Raw genomic sequence first — 16717 nt, 5'->3', positions numbered from 1 at the left:
GAACGCTCACGCTCCGTGCCATACCGTGGTGATGTTGCAGAACTCGCGGATTCCGTGCCCCGACAGCTCACGCCCGTACCCGGACCGCTTGACCCCGCCGAACGGAAACGCCGGATGGGACGCGGTCATGCCGTTGACGAACACGCCGCCCGCCTCCAGATCCCGTACGACACGGTCCACCTCGGCCTCGTCGCGGGTCCACACGTTCGAACTGAGCCCGAAGGGCGTGTCGTTGGCGATCGCCAACGCCTCCTCCAGATCGGCCGCGCGGTACAGGGTCGCGACCGGGCCGAACGTCTCCTCCTGGTGGATGCGCATCTCGCTGGTGACGTCGGCGAGGACGGTCGGCGCGTAGTACCAGCCGTCGTCCGTCAGATCCTTCGGACGTTCGCCACCGCACAGAACCGTCGCGCCGCTCTCCACGGCCTCGTCGACCAGTGCCTCCAGCTCCTCGCGCCCCCGCTCACTCGCGAGCGGCCCGACCTCCGTGTCCTCGGCCAGCGGATCGCCGACCTTCAGCGCCGCCATGGCCGTCGAGAAGCGCTCCGCGAACGCGTCGAAGACATCCGTGTGCACGATGAACCGCTTGGCGGCGATGCACGACTGCCCGTTGTTCTGCACACGCGCAGTCACCGCGACCTCGGCGGCCCGTTCGACATCGGCGGACGCCAGGACGATGTACGGGTCGCTGCCGCCGAGCTCCAGCACCGTCTTCTTGACCTCGTCCCCGGCGACGGCCGCCACCGCGCGTCCCGCCGGCTCGCTGCCGGTGAGCGTGGCCGCCCGCACCCGGGGATCGCGCAGGATGTCTTCGACGGCGCCCGACCCGATCAGCAGCGTCTGGAAGCAGCCCTCGGGGTAACCGGCCCGACGGAACAGGTCCTCCAGGTAGAGGGCGGTCTGCGGCACGTTCGACGCGTGCTTGAGCAGGCCCACGTTGCCCGCCATCAGCGCCGGCGCGGCGAAGCGGATCACCTGCCAGAGCGGGAAGTTCCACGGCATCACCGCGAGCACCGGGCCGAGCGGACGGTAACGGACCACCGCGCGGGAACCGCCGGAGTCCTTGACGTCGGCGTCGGAGGGCTGCTCGTCGGCGAGGAGATCCTCGGCGTGGTCGGCGTACCAGCGCATCGCCTTCGCGCACTTCGCGGCCTCCGCGCGGGCCTGCTTGACCGGCTTGCCCATCTCGACCGTCATGGTGCGGGCGATGTCGTCCCGGTCCTCGTCCAGCAGACCGGCGGCCCGGCCCAGCAGCCGGGCGCGCTCGGCGAAGCCGGTCGTGCGGTACGTGCGGAAGGCGGCCTCCGCGGCCGAGAGCCTGCGCTCGATCTCCTCGCCGTCCATGGCGTCGTACGTCCGAAGCGTCTCGCCGTTCGCCGGGTTCACCGTCGCGATGGGCATGCCTTGCCTCCTGCTCGAGGGCCGTTCTTCGACCTTCCCGCGCGCCGGTGGGCCCCGCAACGCGTACGGCACCCACCGGCACTTCTCTCAATGCCCCGAGTGCTCCGTCAGCCGGTCCAGAAACCCCGCCTGTGCCGTCACGATCACCGCCCGCGCCGCGTCGAGGCCGAACCACCGCACCCGGTCCAGCTCGGGAAACTCCCGCTCCTGCCCCGACCCCCTCGGCCACTCCATGCGGAACGTGCCCGGCACCACGGTCGCCGGATCGAGGTCCGCCTCGACCGCCCACGCCGTGACGACCTTCCCGCCGGCCTGCCGGACCTCGCCCAGCGCCACGGCCTCGCCCTCGGGCGGCGCCAGCCCCAGCTCCTCCCGGAACTCCCGGCGCGCCGCGTCCCAGGCCGTCTCCCCGTCCCCGTACTCACCCTTGGGAATCGTCCAGGCCCCGGCATCGCGCCGTGCGAAGAAGGGCCCGCCCATGTGCCCGAGCAGCACCTCCAGGCCGTCGGTCTCCTGACCGGGTGCGGCCCGCCGGAACAGCAGCAGCCCGGCGCTGCGCTTCCCCTTCGCCGTTTCCGTCACCGGGTCGCCTCCGGGTGCGCGGCCAGCAGGGTCTGTACGGTGTCCGCGTCTTCCGGCGTCTTGTCCTCGCGGTAGCGGACGACGCGGGCGAAGCGGAGGGTGACACCGGCCGGGTACCGGGTGGACCGCTGGAGACCGTCGTAGGCGATCTCGACGACCAGTTCGGGGCGTACGGTCACCACCCAGCCGTCGTCCGACACGGCCAGCGCCTGGAGCCGCTCGGTCTGCCAGGTCAGCATCGCGTCGGTCATGCCCTTGAAGGTCTTGCCGAGCATGGCGAAGGAGCCGTCGGGGTTGCGGGCCGCGAGGTGCAGGTTCGACAGCTTGCCGGTACGGCGTCCATGGCCCCACTCGGCCGCCAGCACCACCAGGTCGAGCGTGTGTACGGGCTTGACCTTCAGCCAGGACGCACCGCGCCGGCCCGCGCTGTAGGGGGCGTCGAGGGCCTTGATCACGACGCCCTCGTGGCCGCGTGCCAGGGTGTCGGCGAGGAACGTCTCGGCGGCGGGGAGGTCGGCGGGGCCGCCGGCCAGCAGCCGCCGCACTCGCATCGGCTCGGGGACCAGCCGGGCCAGTTCCGTGTGCCGCTCGGCGAACGGGAGGTCGAGGAGATCGTGGCCGTCGACCGAGAGCACGTCGAAGAAGACGGGCGACACGGGGACGTCCCGGGCAGCCGTCTCCACGTCCACGCGCGAGCCGACGCGGCCGGCGGTCTCCTGGAAGGAACGTGGCCGGCCGGCCGCGTCGAAGGCGATCACCTCGCCGTCCAGGATGAACCGATCACCTCTCAACGCCCTTGCGACAGTGATCAGTTCGGGCAGCCGGTCGGTGATGTCGTCGAGGGTGCGGGTGTAGAGCCGTACGTCGTCGCCGTCGCGGTGGACCTGGACCCGGATGCCGTCCAGTTTCTCCTCGACGGCGCAGGCGCCGAGCTTCTCGACGGCCTCCGCCACCGAGGAGGCGCTGTGCGCGAGCATCGGCAGGACGGGGCGGCCGACGGTGAGCCGGAAGCGGGCGAGGGCCGCCGGTCCGTCGGCCAGCAGGGCCTGTGCGACGGGCTGGATCGCCCCTGCCAGCATCACCGCCCGCCGTACGTCCGCGGGCGGCGCGTCGGTGGCCGTCGCCAGCCCTTCCACGGCCACCGCGTCCAGGGCGCCCTGCCGAACCTCACCAGTGATCAGCGCGAACAGGAACCGCTGCTCGTCCGTCGTGGCCGCCGCGAGCAACTCGCCCACCAGTCGCCTGCGTTCGGCCTGCGAACCGGCGCCGCCGACCGCGCCGATCGCCGTGAGCCGGGCGTCGACGTCCCGCACGGTGAGCGAGGGCTCGACGGCGCCGGGAACCTGCTGGTCCAGTACCTTCCAGCCGATCCCGAGCCGCCCCTGTGGCAGGCGTCCGGCGAGATACGGGATGACGATGGGTACGTCGTCGGCGTCGGCGTCCCGGAACAGTTCGGCGAGCAGGGCGATCTTCCGGGACCGGGCGGAGGTGGCGGCGACCTCCTGGGACACGTGGGCGAGCCGGGTCAGCAGCATGCAGCCATGGTGCAACGGGGGTGGCGGATGCACATCCGGGCGGAGGGCCGGTTTGCTCGCGGCAGCCGCGCCTACCCATGGGGAGAGGGCGGCGGCTCGTGGTGACTTTCTAGTGATTGAGCAGGTTGCCGTTGGTTGGTGCAGTGTTCAGGGCGTTACCTTCCCAGTCGTCGGCAGCGTCGACGCCGGAGCCGAAGTCGGGCCGGGGACACGGACGGTTGAGCCGCGCCTGAGTTTCACCGCCGCGCCCTCACGCACCGGGCGGTACCGCCGAGAACACCAGGTCGGCCACGATCGCCGTGGCCGCGCGGTAGCCGCCGCTCGCCGCGTGGATGACCTGCTCGCCGAAGCCGATGGCGTTTCCCGCCGCCCAGACACCCGGCACCGTCGTCAGGCCCGTCGCGTCCACCGTCGGGTACGTGCCGAACGGGGTTTCCGTCAGTTCGGCGCCCAGGGTCTCGAACAGGGTGTTGCGCGGGACGGCCCGGGGAGCGACGAACACCGTCTCGCGCGCGTGCGTCGTGCCGTTCCTGAGGCGCACACCGGTGACACGGCCGGAGTCCGTCGTCAGGCTCTCGACCTCGCCGGGGACCACCGCCACCCCTGCCCCCGCCAGCCTGCGCAGATCCTCGTCGGTGAGCTCGTCCTCCGCGACCGTGTGCAGGAACAGCGTCACGTCCTTCGACCACCGGGCGACCAGCACCGCCTGGTGCACGCTCGCCGGGGTCGAGGCCAGCACACCGAACGCCCGGTCCCGTACCTCCCAGCCGTGGCAGAACGGACAGTGCAGTACGTCCCGCCCGAAGTGCTCGGCGACGCCCGGCACGGCGGGGAGTTCGTCCCGCAGCCCCGTCGCGACGACGAGCCGTCGGGCACGTACCGTACGGTTCCCGCTCGCCAGCGTCAGCGTGAAGTCCTCGCCCTTGGCGACGTCCACCACCCTGTCCACGACCAGCTCCACCCCGTACCGCGTGATCTCCTCGCGCCCCGCCGCCAGGAACTCGGCCGGCGGCATCCCGTCGCGGGACAGATAGCCCTGCATGTGTGCCGCCGGCGCGTTGCGCGGCTCGCCCGCGTCGACGACCAGCGTGCGGCAACGGGCCCGGCCGAGGACCAGCGCGGCCGACAGCCCGGCCGCGCCGCCTCCGATGACGGCAACCTCGTACTGCTCGGTCATGGTGACCACCTCCACCGCGAGCGTCACTCCCGCGCTGCCATATTGACAAACCTCTTTGCCGAAACTGCAATGACGGCATGGATGCCACAAACGTCGACCTTCCCACCGACCAGGTTCTCGCCGAGGTGGGGCCCCGGCTGCGGCGGATCCGCAAGGAGCGGGGTGCGACGCTCGCCGGACTGTCGGCCACGACCGGGATCTCCGTCAGTACGCTGTCACGGCTGGAATCGGGGCTTCGGCGCCCCAGCCTGGAGCTGCTGCTGCCCATCGCGCGGGCGCATCGCGTCGCGCTTGACGAGCTGGTCGGGGCCCCGCCCGTCGGCGACCCCCGGGTGCGGGCCAAGCCGATCGTGCGGCACGGGCGGACGTACCTCCCGCTCACCCGGCAGCCGGGCGGCCTCCAGGCGTTCAAGGTGATCCTGCCGGTGAGCGACCAGGAGCCCGACCCGCGTACGCACGAGGGGTACGAGTGGGTGTACGTCCTGTCGGGGCGGCTGCGGCTCGTGCTCGGCGAGCACGACGTGGTGCTCGGGCCGGGGGAGGCCGCCGAGTTCGACACCCGCGTGCCGCACTGGTTCGGGGCGACGGGGGAGGGGCCCGCGGAGTTCCTCAGCCTGTTCGGGCCGCAGGGGGAGCGGATGCACGTACGGGCGCGCCCCACCCGTACGAAGGGCGCGCGGCCGTGACGAACGCGACTGCCGCGGACCGGCCCTCGACGGTTCCCTGATCTGCAAGCGACCGCTTAGTATGCGGTCGAGCCCGGTCAGTCGAACAAGACGAGCGCAGTCCCGTGGAGGCCCCCCATGCAGGCATGGCAAGTGCACCAGAACGGCGAGCCGAGCGAGGCGATGGTCCTCGGCGAGGTGGAGCGGCCGGTGCCCGCCGAGGGCCAGGTGCTGCTGAAGGTGCGGGCCGCGACCATCAACTTCCCGGACGTCCTGCTGTGCCGCGGGGAGTACCAGGTCAGGCCGCCGCTGCCGTTCACTCCTGGGGTGGAGATCTGCGGGGAGACCGAGGACGGCCGCCGGGTGATCGGGAACCCCGTGCTGCCGTACGGCGGTTTCGCCGAGTACGTCGTGGCGGACTCCCGAGGACTGTTCACGGCTCCCGAGTCGCTGGACGACGCCGAGGCCGCCGCCCTTCTCATCGGCTACCAGACGGGCTGGTTCGGACTGCACCGGCGGGCCGCTCTGGAGGCCGGCGAGACACTGCTCGTGCACGCCGCCGCCGGCGGGGTCGGCAGCGCCGCCGTACAGCTCGGGAAGGCCGCCGGAGCCACCGTCATCGGCGTCGTCGGCGGGGCCGAGAAGGTGTCCGTGGCACGGGAGCTGGGCTGCGACGTCGTCATCGACCGGCGCACGGAGAACGTCGTCGGGGCGGTGAAGGAAGCCACCGGTGGGCGCGGTGTCGACGTGGTCTACGACCCCGTCGGCGGGGAGGCCTACACCCAGTCCACGAAGGTCGTCGCCTTCGAGGGGCGGATCGTGGTCGTCGGCTTCGCCGGCGGAACCATTCCCAGCCCCGCGCTCAACCACGCCCTCGTGAAGAACTACTCGATCCTGGGCCTGCACTGGGGTCTGTACAACACCAAGAACCCGAAGCTGGTCCAGCACTGCCACGAACAGCTCACCGAGCTGGCCGCCCGGGGCGCGATCAAACCGCTGGTGAGCGAGCGTGTACCGCTGGCCGGGGCCGCCGCCGCGGTGCAGCGCGTCGCCGAGGGTGTCACCACCGGCCGGGTCGCTGTGCTGCCCTCGCTGGAGAACGGAGCCGCCGTATGACCGACGCAGCTGAACTCACCCGACTGACACGGGAGTTGCTGGCCGCACATCCGCCGGCCGACACCGACCGGCTCGACTTCCTCAAGGCCCGCTTCGACGCCGGGCTCGCCTGGGTGCACTACCCGGAAGGGCTGGGCGGTCTCGGCGCGCCGCGTGCCCTCCAGGTCGTCGTGGACGCCGAGTTGCAGGCCGCGGGGGCTCCCGACAACGACCCCCGGCGCATCGGTATCGGTCTGGGAATGGCCGCACCGACCATCCTCGGCTTCGGTACGGAGGAGCAGAAGCGCAAGTTCCTCCGGCCGCTGTGGGTGGGGGAGGAGGTCTGGTGCCAGCTGTTCTCCGAGCCGGGGGCCGGGTCCGACCTCGCCGCGCTGGGTACGCGGGCCGTGCGGTCCGAGGGGGGAGACTGGATCGTCAACGGGCAGAAGGTGTGGACGTCCAGCGCTCATCTCGCCCGCTGGGCCATCCTCATCGCACGCACCGACCCTGACCTGCCCAAGCACAAGGGCATCACCTACTTCCTCTGCGACATGACCGACCCCGGTGTCGAGGTCCGGCCGCTGCGGCAGGTCACCGGCGAGGCCGAGTTCAACGAGGTGTTCCTGACCGACGTCCGGATCCCGGACGCCCATCGCCTCGGCGAGGTCGGCGACGGCTGGCGGGTCGCGCAGACCACGCTGAACAACGAGCGCGTGGCCATCGGCGGTATGCGCATCCCGCGCGAGGGCGGCATGATCGGGCCCGTCGCCGAGACCTGGCGCGAACGCCCCGAGCTGCGCACCCACGATCTGCACCAGCGGCTGCTGAAGCTGTGGGTGGAGGCCGAGGTGGCCCGGCTCACGGGCGAGCGGACACGCCAGCAGCTCGTCGCCGGCCAGCCGGGCCCGGAGGGCTCCGGCCTGAAGCTCTCCTTCGCCCGCCTCAACCAGGAGATCAGCGGCCTGGAGGTGGAACTCCTCGGCGAGGAAGGCCTGTTGTACGAGGACTGGACCATGCGCCGGCCCGAGCTGGTGGACTTCGTCGGCCGTGACGCCGGCTACCGCTACCTCCGCTCCAAGGGCAACAGCATCGAGGGCGGGACCAGCGAGGTCCTGCTGAACATCGTCGCCGAACGGGTCCTGGGCCTGCCCAGCGAACCGCGCACCGACAAGGACGTCGCCTGGAAGGACCTCGCCCGATGAGCACACAGCCCGACCTGTTGTACTCCGAGGAGGAGGACGCCCTCCGCGCGGCCGTCCGCGACCTGCTGGCCGACCGCTGCGACCCGGCGGGCGTGATCGCGCGCGTCGAGTCGGACACCCCGCACGACATTCCGCTCTGGAAGGCCCTCACCGAGGGAATGGGCCTCGCGGGCCTGCTCGTCCCCGAGGAACTGGACGGGCAGGGCGCCACACACCGCGAAGTCGCCGTCGTCCTGGAGGAGTTGGGGCGTGCGGTCGCGCCCGTCCCCTATCTGACCAGTGCCGTCGTCGCCACCGAGGCGCTGCTGGAGTGCGGGGCCGACGACCTGCTGTCCCGGTTGGCGTCCGGGACGACGATCGGCGCCCTCGCGGTCTCGCTGAGCGTCCCCGCCGGGAGCGCCTACAGCGTCGTACGGTTCGAGGACGGCGGCCTGCACGGGGAGCTGACCGGCATCGCGGACGCGTCCGTCGCCGACGTGCTGCTGGTTCCCGCCGACGACGGCGGTCTGTACGCGGTGGAGGCCGCCGCGGCCACCGTCACGCCGCAGGTGTCCCTCGACCTGACCCGGCCGGTGGCGAAGGTCGTCCTGGACGGGGCGCCGGGCCACCTTCTCGGCGACGCCGAACCCGCCGTACGCCGGGCGCTGCGGGCGGGCGCCGGGCTGCTCGCCTCCGAGCAACTCGGCCTCGCCGAATGGACGTTGACCGAGACGGTCCGCTATCTCAAGGAGCGCAAGCAGTTCAACCGGCCCGTCGGCGGCTTCCAGGCGCTCAAGCACCGGCTCGCCCAGCTGTGGCTGGAGGTCGTCAACCTGCGAGCCGCCGCCCGGAACGCGGCCGACGCCCTGGCGAACGGGGCCGACGCCGAGGTGGCGGTCGCCGTCGCCCAGGCCTACGCGGCCCCCGTCGCCGTCCACGCGGCCGAGGAGGCGCTGCAGCTGCACGGCGGGATCGGGATGACCTGGGAACACCCGGTCCACCTGTACCTGAAACGGGCGAAAGCCGACTCCATCGCGTACGGCACGGCGGGCGCCCACCGGGAGGCGCTGGCCGAACTGGTCGACCTGCGCGCCCCCTGACGTACACCTGGAGACAGTGAGAGACCACACGTTCGGCGGGCATGTCAGCCGCACGGACGAACCCTCCGCTACGCCACACTTACGGCCGAAAGCCGCGAAGTGGACGTGGCGGAGGAGGTTCGACGATGGCCATTTCCATCTCTGTGGTGGTGCTGCTCCTGACCCTGGCGGTGGTCTTCCTGCGTAACGGCGCGCTGAAGCCCACCCACGCCGTGGTCTGCGTCCTGCTCGGCTTCTATCTGGCGAGCACGAGCGTGGCGCCGACCATCCACAGTGGGCTCACGGCGACGGCGGACATCGTGAGCAGCCTCAAGCCCTGAGGGCGGGAGTTCAGGGTCTCAGGACGTCATGAAGACTCCGATGGCGTTCGGGACGGGCCGCTCGGCGCCGCCGGTCGGATGGTTGCGTACGGTGACCCTGCCGGCTCCCGGCGCTCTGGTGACGAAGGTCGTGGAGCCGCCGCCGTCCAGGCTGAAGGCGTCGATGGAGCCCAACCTCCGCATGGTTGCGGCGACTTCGGCGACGGTCAGCCCGCTGCGGTACTGCGGCGCACCGTCCACCGCGAGCAGCAGGAGCTTGCGCCCGCCGTTCGCGATGCCCGCCGCGGTGCGCACGGCGGCGGTGTTGTTGTCGAGGCCGGCCAGCGCCCGGCCGTCCTTCAGCACCGGGTAGCCGCCGAGAGCGAAGCGGTACGGGATACGGCTCGTGGCCGCCACGAGACGGCTCTTCACCGTGACCGGCGCGCCGACGGACAGCTTCCGCAGCTGCCGCGCGCCCGCCTCCCGGCCCACCAGGACCGTGGTGTTGGCGGCGATGGCACCGCCGCCGGGCGAGTTCGCCGTCCGTACGACTCTGCCGCGCCGCACCGTCACCTCGTAGGTGTCCGTACTGCACGGCGCGGCCCGGTCGATGTCCGTGCCGCACACCGCCCGCGCCCGGGAGACACCGCCCCAGGCCGGGGTGAACGCGCCGATGGAGCCCACCGGCAGCGCGTACTGGTTGAGCCCGCCGAGCGTGAACCGTCCCACAGGCGTGCCGACGCTGCCCGACAGGGCGAGGTTGTCCAGGCGGGCCCTTCTGTCGGTGCCCACGCCGAGGACGGCCCTGGTGGTGACGCCGGGCGGCATCGAGGGACCGAAGCGCTGACCGTTCGGCACCGACGCCTTCAGCACCGCGCCGCTCGCGATCGCCGGGCCCACGGACGCGCCTGTGGCCGCGACCCCGGGATGCTGGACCTCGCTGATGTTGAAGAAGTCGCCGTTGACGCCGGCGACGGCACCCTTGGCGTCAGCCATTCTGGACACGGTGGCCCGTGCCGCCACCGCTCCCGCGTAGAGCAGGTTGACCCGCACCCGCGCGTTGCCGAGGTCGACGCTCAGCAGATGGGCGTGTGTCACCCCCCTGGCCGCCACGATGTCGAACTGGGCGTAGGTCACGCCCGGCGCGACCTTGGCGGCTCTCGGCGCGCCGCTGGCCGGTGCCGCCCCTGTCAGGGCCGCGCCGGCCAGCATTGCGATCACCGCGACTGTCGAGACTGGTGTTCTGCCCGTTCTGAACCGTCCGCTGCCACGCATTCAGACCCCCTGAAGTCCCGTCAACTGTCGCAGGACGCAAGGGGAGTGCGACAGGTGACGATGAGCCGAGAGGGGGCGCGCGAGAGGCTAGGTGTTGACGACTCTGGAGCGGATCAGGAAGCGAACGCCTTCGGGCGCTTCGAGGGAGAAACCGCTGCCCCGGCCAGGTACGACGTCCACGATCAACCGGGTGTGGGACCACACCTCGTACTGGCTGCGCGACATCCAGAACGTCACCGGTTCGGGGACACCCTCGACCACCAGTTCGGCGAGCAGTACGTCGGAGCCACCGGTCCTGAACTCGCCCGCCGGGAAGCACATGGGCGCGCTGCCGTCGCAGCAGCCGCCGGACTGGTGGAACATCAGCGGGCCGTGCGTCGCGTGCAGCCGCCGCAGCAGTTCGGCGGCGGCCGGGGTCAGTTCGACGCGCGGGCTCTCCTCGGGCATCTTCACCGCCCCAGTGGACCGCACGGGACGTTGCGAGAGGGTTGCGGGCGGTCTGGGCGGGCACGGCGAAGGCCGCCTCCGCGTGCGCCGGGATCGGTTCACGCGGAGGCGGCCTTCGGGGACGAACTACCGGGTCAGCTCCGGTCGGTCACGTCCGTGACCCGCCAGCGCTGGTTCGAGCCGGAGTTGGCCATCCAGGTGGTGACGGCGGCACCCTCGTTGGTCGCCTGGCCGCCGACCTCAAGGAGGCGGCCGGTGGCCACGTTGATCAGGGTCCATGTCTGGTCACCGGTGGTCGACATGATCCACTCGGTGGCCGGATCCCGCTTGCCCGTGTCGGGCTCGACCACAGGGACGTTGTCGCGGACGGCCAGTCGCTTGCCCTCGGCCGGGTTGGCGAAGACGTACCGCTGACGGGCGCCCTTGTCGCCGTGGCGGGCGTCGAGCTGCCAGTTCTGCGCGACCGTGCCGTTGGCGGAGCCGAGGACCAGGCTCTTGCCGCCCGCGGCAACGGTCACGGCCTTGCCGCTCTGCACGCCGGTCAGCGTGTAGGAGTGGCCCTTGCTGAACAGACCGGCGTTCTTCGCGACGCCCGAGACACCCTTGATGGCGAAGGAGGTCACCGACTGGGCGGGAACGGTGTACGTGGCCTTGCCGCCGACGACCTTGACCGGGGCCTGCTGCTTGAGCTTGCCGTCGGCGCTGGTCACGGTCGGCGTGACGGTCGCGTTGCCCTTGATGGTGCGGAACTTGGAGAGGTCGATGGTGACGTCTCGGGCCGCGGTGGTGGAGTTGACGTGGACGAGCGAGGCGCCCTTGCCGTCCTTGGTCACGGCGGCGGCGCTGGAGGTGTCGTCCACCTTGATCAGCTTGTCGCCCGGCTTGATGAAGTGCGTGAAGTTACGGGCGGTGTCGAACTTGGTGTTCGTGTAGATCGGGCAGGTCGCCAGCGTGTCCGCCGACTTGCAGCTGAACGAGAGCTGGATGCTGCCCCAGTTGCCGCCCTTGGCGGACTCGCCGCCGGGCTTCATGTTGTCGTAGTCCTCGACCGGCTGCCAGAACACCCAGGCCTGGGGCTCCAGTTCACGCAGGTCGTTGACGATCTGCTGGGCGAGGCCGAGCCCCGGACGCATGTCCGTGAAACTCTGCCCGTCGCCCCAGTCGCCCTCGACCTCGCTCATCCACAGCGGCTTGTCGGCCGCCTTGGCGAGGTCACGCACGGTGGTGCGCTGCCCGGTGCCGTAGGTGTGGACGTTCATCTGGTCGACGAGGTCCTTGGAAGCCTGTGAGTAGGAGTTCCAGTTGTTCGCGAAGATGGACGGGTTGGTCTCGTCCATCGCCGAGATCTCGGACTTGACCTTGGCCTTCTTCAGCGCGGGGGCAAGCGCGGCGAGCACCTTCTCCTGGAGCGCCGGGCCGATGTGGGCGCCCTCCTGACGGCCGCCGACGGGCTGGCCGTCCGCGCCCAGCTTGGTGCCCCAGTAGCCGGTGTTGGGCTCGTTGAACGGGTCGACGGTGTCGACCTTGATGCCCTCGGCCTTCTCCAGCCGCTTCGTCGCGCCCGCCAGGTACGCCGCGAAGTCGTCGACCGAATCGGCCTTCAGCTGGTCGGCGTTGGCGTTGAAGTTGCCGGAGACGTAGCCGCTCTCGGTCATGAACCAGGGCGGCGAGTTGCTGAACGTCTCCCAGTGGGTGATGTCCTTCTTGATGCGGTCCACCCACCAGCGCTGGGTCTTGTCCGCCTTCGGGTTCCAGTCGGCCGCGTCGTCGGCGCTCCACCAGTCGGTGTCCGTGCGGGTGGTGCCGGCGGGCGCCTTCCACCAGCCCTCGACGGCCCCGCCGGCCCGCAGGTAGTCCTTCACGTCGGGGGCGTTGCCGCCGCCGATGTTGTAGCGGGCGATGTTCAGCGCCAGCCCGTCGTCACCGAACAGCAGTTTCGCGAGCTTCTCGCGGATCGCCGGAGGGTAGTTGCCGGTCGCGTTGGCGAACCAGACCAGACTGGTGCCCCAGCCCTCGAACTTCTCCTGCTTGTAGGAGGGATCGGGGGTGACGGTGACGGCCGAGGCGGCTGCCTCGGCCGCCGCCTGCGCGTCCGGCGACGGCGCGCTGACCAGAGCGGCCGAAGTGGCCAGGGCGGTGATGCCGACGACTCCCAGAAGGTGTCGCGTGCGGGTACGGCGTGCCAACGTGTGCTCCCAACTCAGATGTGGTCGCTGCGGTGGACCGCCGTGCCCGTCCCGTACGCGGGTGCGTACGGACGGGGCACGACGGTGTGCCCCTTGGATCAGGGGAGTTCAGGGTGGTGCGGGGGCGCTGCTCAGGAGGCGGGCTGTCGCAGTACGGCGACTTCCCTCGGGGCGAGGACGAGAACGCCGTCGGCATCCGTGCCGCCGGACAGCCGCTCTCCGTCGAGGCCCGGCAGCGGGATCTCCTCCTCGCTCCGGTTGACCAGGAACAGGAACCGGCTCCCGCCGCCCCGTCGTACGGTCAACTCGACCCGCCCACGGGCCTGTTCGGGCAGCTCGCTGTCGACACCGGCCGGAGCGAGCAGCCCCGGCAGCAGCGCCGCGAGGCCGTCGACGCCCAGACGCGTGGAGACGTACGACGCCGAACCCTCGCCCGTCGTACGGCGGGTGACGGCCGGGCGGCCCGCGTAGGCGCCCGTGCGGTAGTGGGCGAGGACCTCGACCTCGGGCTCGGTCACGTCGATCCGGTCGGTCCACACCGTGCCCGTACCGCCGCCGTCCACCTCGACCGACTCACCTTCGAGCAGTGGGCCGAACTCCTCGACACGGATGCCGAGTACGTCGCGCAGGGCGCCCGGGTAGCCGCCGAGCCAGATGTGGTCGTTCTCGTCGACGACACCGGAGAAGTACGTGGTGACCAGATGGCCGCCGGTCTCCGCGTACCGCGTCAGCTCCTTGGCGAGCGTCGCCGGGACCATGTGCAGGACCGGGGTGATCAGCACGTCGTAGCGGCTGAAGTCGGTGCGCGTGGTGACGACGTCGGCGCGGATGCCGAGGGACAGCAGCGCCGAGTACCAGTTCAGGCCCTCCTGGCGGTAGTCGAGGAGGGCGGTGGGGTGCGAGTCCTGCTCGCTCGCCCACCAGGAGTCCCAGTCGAACACGATTCCGACGCGGGCCGGTTCGCGCTCGGAGCCCGTGATGGGCGCCAGGTCCTTCAGGGTCTGGCCGAGGGCGGCCACCGCACGGAAGACCTCGCTGTCGGCGCCGGCGTGCGGCACCATCGCGGAGTGGTACTTCTCGGCGCCGGCCGCCGACTGTCGCCACTGGAAGAAGCACACGGCGTCGGCGCCGTGCGCGACGTGCAGCAGCGAGTCGCGGGCCAGCTCACCGGGCCGCTTGGCCACGTTGACGTGCTGCCAGTTGACCGCGCTGGTGGAGTGCTCCATCAGGAACCACGGACGGCCGCTCGCGATACCGCTGGTCAGATTGGCGGAGAAGGACAGCTCGTCGCGGTCCTGCGGGCCCGGGTGGACGTAGTGGTCGTTGGAGACGAAGTCGATCTCGCCCGCCCAGTCGGGGTAGTTCATGCCCTTCGTGCCGCCCATCACCATGAAGTTGGTGGTGATGGGCACCTCGGGCGTGTATTCACGCAGGATGTCGCGCTCCGCGACCAGATAGTCCTTCAGCGCGTCCGAGGAGAACCGCTTGAAGTCCAGCTGCTGGGTCGGGTTCGGGTGCGAGCCGGCCAGCCGGGGCGGCAGGATCTGCGCCCAGTCGCTGTAGCGCTGCGACCAGAACGCCGTGCCCCAGGCGTGGTTGAGGGCGTCGAGGGTGGTGTAGCGGGCGCGCAGCCACTCGCGGAAGGCGTGAGCCGCGTCGTCCGAGAAGTCGTAGATGTTGTGGCAGCCCAGCTCGTTCGAGATGTGCCAGGCCACGAGGGCCGGGTGGTTGGCGTAACGTTCCGCCATCTTCCGGACCAGCCCGAGCGCATGACTGCGGAACACGGGGGAGGTGGGGCGCCAGTGCTGGCGCGCGCCGGGCCAGACCGTCTCGCCGGTGGAGGTCACCGGGAGGATCTCCGGGTGCGCGGTGGTCAGCCAGGGCGGCGGGGACGCGGTCGCGGTGGCCAGATCGACGCCGATCCCGCCCTCGTGCAGCAGGTCCATGACCTCGTCGAGCCAGCCGAAGTCCCAGGAGTCCGCGTCGGGCTGGATACGGGCCCAGGAGAAGATCCCCACCGAGACGATGTTGACGCCGGCCTCGCGCATCAGCCGTACGTCCTCCTCCCACACCTCCCGAGGCCACTGCTCGGGGTTGTAGTCGGCGCCGTAGGCGAGACGGGGCGCGGAGTCACCGTCCGGCCCGTACGGCAGACGGGACGGGGAGGCGGAGGTCATGGTGATCCTTCCGGGGCGCTGCGAAGCGGCTCGACGCGGGGGAGGGGGAGAGGACAGGAGGGGGTACGAGGAGCGGCCGGCGGTGATGCTTTCCGGCCGCTCCTCGACTGTTACCGCTCGGCGGACACTGCGCCGCCGATACTGCTCAACTCGTACTGCTGGACTGCTACTTCTCGACGGTGAAGCCCTGCTCCGTGCCGTACTTGACGGAGGCGTCCTGCCAGGTCTTCAGACCGGCGGCGAGCTTCTCGCTGGAGACGTAGGCCTTGCCGACGGTGTCGTTGAAGATCGAGTTGGCGTACTGCTGGAAGGGCAGGTACGACCAGTCGCTGGCGACGTTGGCGGCCGAGTCGGCGAAGATCTTGTTGGCTTCCTGGCCGTCGAAGTAGTCGAACTTCTTGCTCAGGAACGCCGGGTCCTGGAGCTGAGCGGTGGTCGCCGGGAAGGCGCCCTCGTCCACACGGGTCTGCACGCCGTCACCGGCGTTCGCGTACTCGACGAACGCGTAGGCGAGCTCCTTGTTCTTGCCCAGCTCGGGCAGGGTGAGGGAGCTGCCGCCGTTCTCGGCGCTGGCCTTGTCGCCCTTGGTCCAGGCCGGCATCGGGGCCGCGCGCCAGTCACCGGCGGCCTTCGGGACACCGCTGACGAAGTTGGCGGGCATCCAGGCGCCGGTGGTCAGGGTGGCGATGGTGCCGTCGCCCAGGCCCTTGTACCAGTCGTCGGTCCAGCCGTTGATCGGCGAGACGAGCTTCTGGTCGATCAGCTTCTGCCAGGTGTCGGTGTACTTCTTGGCGCCCGCGTCCTCGAAGTTGATCGACACCTTGGTGCCGTCGACCTTGTAGGGGCGCGAACCGGCCTGCCACAGCATGCTGGTGGTGAAGCCCGCGTCGCCGGCGTCGTTGGCGATGTAGACCTTGGGGTCGGCCTTGTGCAGCTTGGCGGCCGCGTCGACGTACTCGTCCCACGTGGTCGGGACCGCGATCTTGTACTTGTCGAAGACCTTCTTGTTGTAGAACATCGCCATCGGGCCCGAGTCCATCGGCAGGCCGTAGACCTTGTCGCCGTCGTTCACGGCGTTCCACGGGCCGGGCGTGTACTTGGCCTTGAGCTTGTCGGCACCGTAGGGGGCCAGGTCGGTCAGGCCCTTGGTGAGCGAGTACTGGCTCAGCGCGAAGTACTCGACCTGCGCGACGTCCGGGACACCCTTCTTGGCCGCGATGGCGTTCGACAGGGCGGTGTAGTGCTTGTCGCCGGACCGGTCGGCCACCAGGTTGATCTTGACCTTGGGGTACTTCTTCTCGAAGTTGGCGGCGACCGACTTCAGTGTGGGCTCCCAGGCCCAGACATTGACCGTGCCGCCCTTCTTGAGGGCCGCCTGGATGTCCGCGGCGGAGACGCCCTTCTGGTCCGAGCTGCTGTCGTCGGAGCCGCCGCAGGCGGTCGCGCCGAGGGCGAGGACGGAGAGCAGGGTTATGCCGCGCATCAGGCGGCCGGTGGTTCTACGCATCGAGGTGCTTCCACTTCTTCGTGGGTGGGACGGGGTGAGGGTGAATGCTGTGTGAGGGTGAAACGCGGTGAAGCCGAGGGGGGTGTGGGG

14 protein-coding genes are annotated in these 16717 nt (G+C 70.7%); 5 read left to right on the top strand and 9 right to left on the bottom strand.

The window, feature by feature from the left end:
* Positions 1-6: 6 nt before the first annotated feature.
* The 4 genes from QA861_RS30155 to QA861_RS30140 all read right to left on the bottom strand — a co-directional run bounded on the left by QA861_RS30155 (position 7) and on the right by QA861_RS30140 (position 4695).
* Positions 7-1401 (bottom strand): NADP-dependent succinic semialdehyde dehydrogenase, encoded by a 1395-nt coding sequence (locus tag QA861_RS30155; RefSeq protein ID WP_334591837.1) that lies wholly within the window; start codon positions 1399-1401, stop codon positions 7-9.
* An 87-nt stretch (positions 1402-1488) separates the two neighbouring features.
* Positions 1489-1983, bottom strand: coding sequence for an NUDIX hydrolase (locus QA861_RS30150; protein WP_334591836.1), 495 nt, complete (start codon positions 1981-1983; stop codon positions 1489-1491).
* Positions 1980-3518 (bottom strand): ATP-dependent DNA ligase, encoded by a 1539-nt coding sequence (locus tag QA861_RS30145; protein ID WP_334591835.1) that lies wholly within the window; start codon positions 3516-3518, stop codon positions 1980-1982. Before QA861_RS30145 ends, QA861_RS30150 begins: the two co-directional genes overlap by 4 nt.
* 250 nt (positions 3519-3768) lie before the next feature.
* Positions 3769-4695 (bottom strand): NAD(P)/FAD-dependent oxidoreductase, encoded by a 927-nt coding sequence (locus QA861_RS30140; protein WP_334591834.1) that lies wholly within the window; start codon positions 4693-4695, stop codon positions 3769-3771.
* Between the two features lie 77 nt (positions 4696-4772).
* Here QA861_RS30140 and QA861_RS30135 point away from each other — a divergent pair, with 77 nt between their 5' ends.
* From QA861_RS30135 to QA861_RS30115, 5 genes are all read left to right on the top strand, one after another.
* On the top strand, positions 4773-5381 hold the full coding sequence (locus tag QA861_RS30135) for a helix-turn-helix domain-containing protein (RefSeq protein ID WP_334591833.1): 609 nt from the start codon (positions 4773-4775) through the stop codon (positions 5379-5381).
* A gap of 117 nt (positions 5382-5498) precedes the next feature.
* The gene (locus QA861_RS30130; protein WP_334591832.1) at positions 5499-6476 is read left to right on the top strand and encodes an NADPH:quinone oxidoreductase family protein; all 978 of its coding nucleotides are present in this window, start codon (positions 5499-5501) and stop codon (positions 6474-6476) included.
* Positions 6473-7657 (top strand): acyl-CoA dehydrogenase family protein, encoded by a 1185-nt coding sequence (locus QA861_RS30125; RefSeq protein WP_334591831.1) that lies wholly within the window; start codon positions 6473-6475, stop codon positions 7655-7657. Before QA861_RS30130 ends, QA861_RS30125 begins: the two co-directional genes overlap by 4 nt.
* On the top strand, positions 7654-8736 hold the full coding sequence (locus QA861_RS30120; protein ID WP_334591830.1) for an acyl-CoA dehydrogenase family protein: 1083 nt from the start codon (positions 7654-7656) through the stop codon (positions 8734-8736). Before QA861_RS30125 ends, QA861_RS30120 begins: the two co-directional genes overlap by 4 nt.
* Before the next feature lie 125 nt (positions 8737-8861).
* Positions 8862-9056, top strand: a complete 195-nt coding sequence (locus QA861_RS30115; RefSeq protein WP_334591829.1) for a hypothetical protein — start codon at positions 8862-8864, stop codon at positions 9054-9056.
* 18 nt (positions 9057-9074) lie between these two features.
* On the opposite strand, the gene QA861_RS30110 is transcribed toward QA861_RS30115, so the two are convergent.
* From QA861_RS30110 to QA861_RS30090, 5 genes are all read right to left on the bottom strand, one after another.
* Positions 9075-10247: a phosphodiester glycosidase family protein gene (locus QA861_RS30110; protein WP_334594886.1), complete on the bottom strand. Its 1173-nt coding sequence runs from the start codon at positions 10245-10247 to the stop codon at positions 9075-9077.
* Between the two features lie 150 nt (positions 10248-10397).
* Positions 10398-10757, bottom strand: coding sequence for a DUF779 domain-containing protein (locus QA861_RS30105; protein WP_334594885.1), 360 nt, complete (start codon positions 10755-10757; stop codon positions 10398-10400).
* Positions 10758-10891: 134 nt separating this feature from the next.
* Complete coding sequence (locus QA861_RS30100; RefSeq protein ID WP_334591828.1) at positions 10892-12943, bottom strand: RICIN domain-containing protein; 2052 nt, start codon at positions 12941-12943, stop codon at positions 10892-10894.
* A 131-nt stretch (positions 12944-13074) separates the two neighbouring features.
* A complete protein-coding gene (locus QA861_RS30095) occupies positions 13075-15120 on the bottom strand; it encodes a beta-galactosidase (protein ID WP_334591827.1) in 2046 nt (681 codons plus the stop codon).
* Between the two features lie 166 nt (positions 15121-15286).
* Positions 15287-16627: an ABC transporter substrate-binding protein gene (locus QA861_RS30090; protein ID WP_334591826.1), complete on the bottom strand. Its 1341-nt coding sequence runs from the start codon at positions 16625-16627 to the stop codon at positions 15287-15289.
* Positions 16628-16717: the final 90 nt, after the last annotated feature.

Origin of the sequence: Streptomyces sp. B21-083 (assembly GCF_036898825.1) — a bacterium.
Classification (GTDB): Bacteria; Actinomycetota; Actinomycetes; order Streptomycetales; family Streptomycetaceae; genus Streptomyces.
The sequence above is the reverse complement of the archived record's forward strand: the minus strand, read 5'-3'. Positions and strand labels throughout refer to the sequence as shown.

Coding starts and splice junctions, on each gene's coding strand:
- QA861_RS30155 (WP_334591837.1), bottom strand. CDS start 1,401: ATGCCCATCGCGACGGTGAACCCGGCGAACGGCGAGACGCTTCGGACG.
- QA861_RS30145 (WP_334591835.1), bottom strand. CDS start 3,518: ATGCTGCTGACCCGGCTCGCCCACGTGTCCCAGGAGGTCGCCGCCACC.
- QA861_RS30140 (WP_334591834.1), bottom strand. CDS start 4,695: ATGACCGAGCAGTACGAGGTTGCCGTCATCGGAGGCGGCGCGGCCGGG.
- QA861_RS30135 (WP_334591833.1), top strand. CDS start 4,773: ATGGATGCCACAAACGTCGACCTTCCCACCGACCAGGTTCTCGCCGAG.
- QA861_RS30130 (WP_334591832.1), top strand. CDS start 5,499: ATGCAGGCATGGCAAGTGCACCAGAACGGCGAGCCGAGCGAGGCGATG.
- QA861_RS30125 (WP_334591831.1), top strand. CDS start 6,473: ATGACCGACGCAGCTGAACTCACCCGACTGACACGGGAGTTGCTGGCC.
- QA861_RS30120 (WP_334591830.1), top strand. CDS start 7,654: ATGAGCACACAGCCCGACCTGTTGTACTCCGAGGAGGAGGACGCCCTC.
- QA861_RS30115 (WP_334591829.1), top strand. CDS start 8,862: ATGGCCATTTCCATCTCTGTGGTGGTGCTGCTCCTGACCCTGGCGGTG.
- QA861_RS30110 (WP_334594886.1), bottom strand. CDS start 10,247: ATGCTGGCCGGCGCGGCCCTGACAGGGGCGGCACCGGCCAGCGGCGCG.
- QA861_RS30105 (WP_334594885.1), bottom strand. CDS start 10,757: ATGCCCGAGGAGAGCCCGCGCGTCGAACTGACCCCGGCCGCCGCCGAA.
- QA861_RS30095 (WP_334591827.1), bottom strand. CDS start 15,120: ATGACCTCCGCCTCCCCGTCCCGTCTGCCGTACGGGCCGGACGGTGAC.
- QA861_RS30090 (WP_334591826.1), bottom strand. CDS start 16,627: ATGCGTAGAACCACCGGCCGCCTGATGCGCGGCATAACCCTGCTCTCC.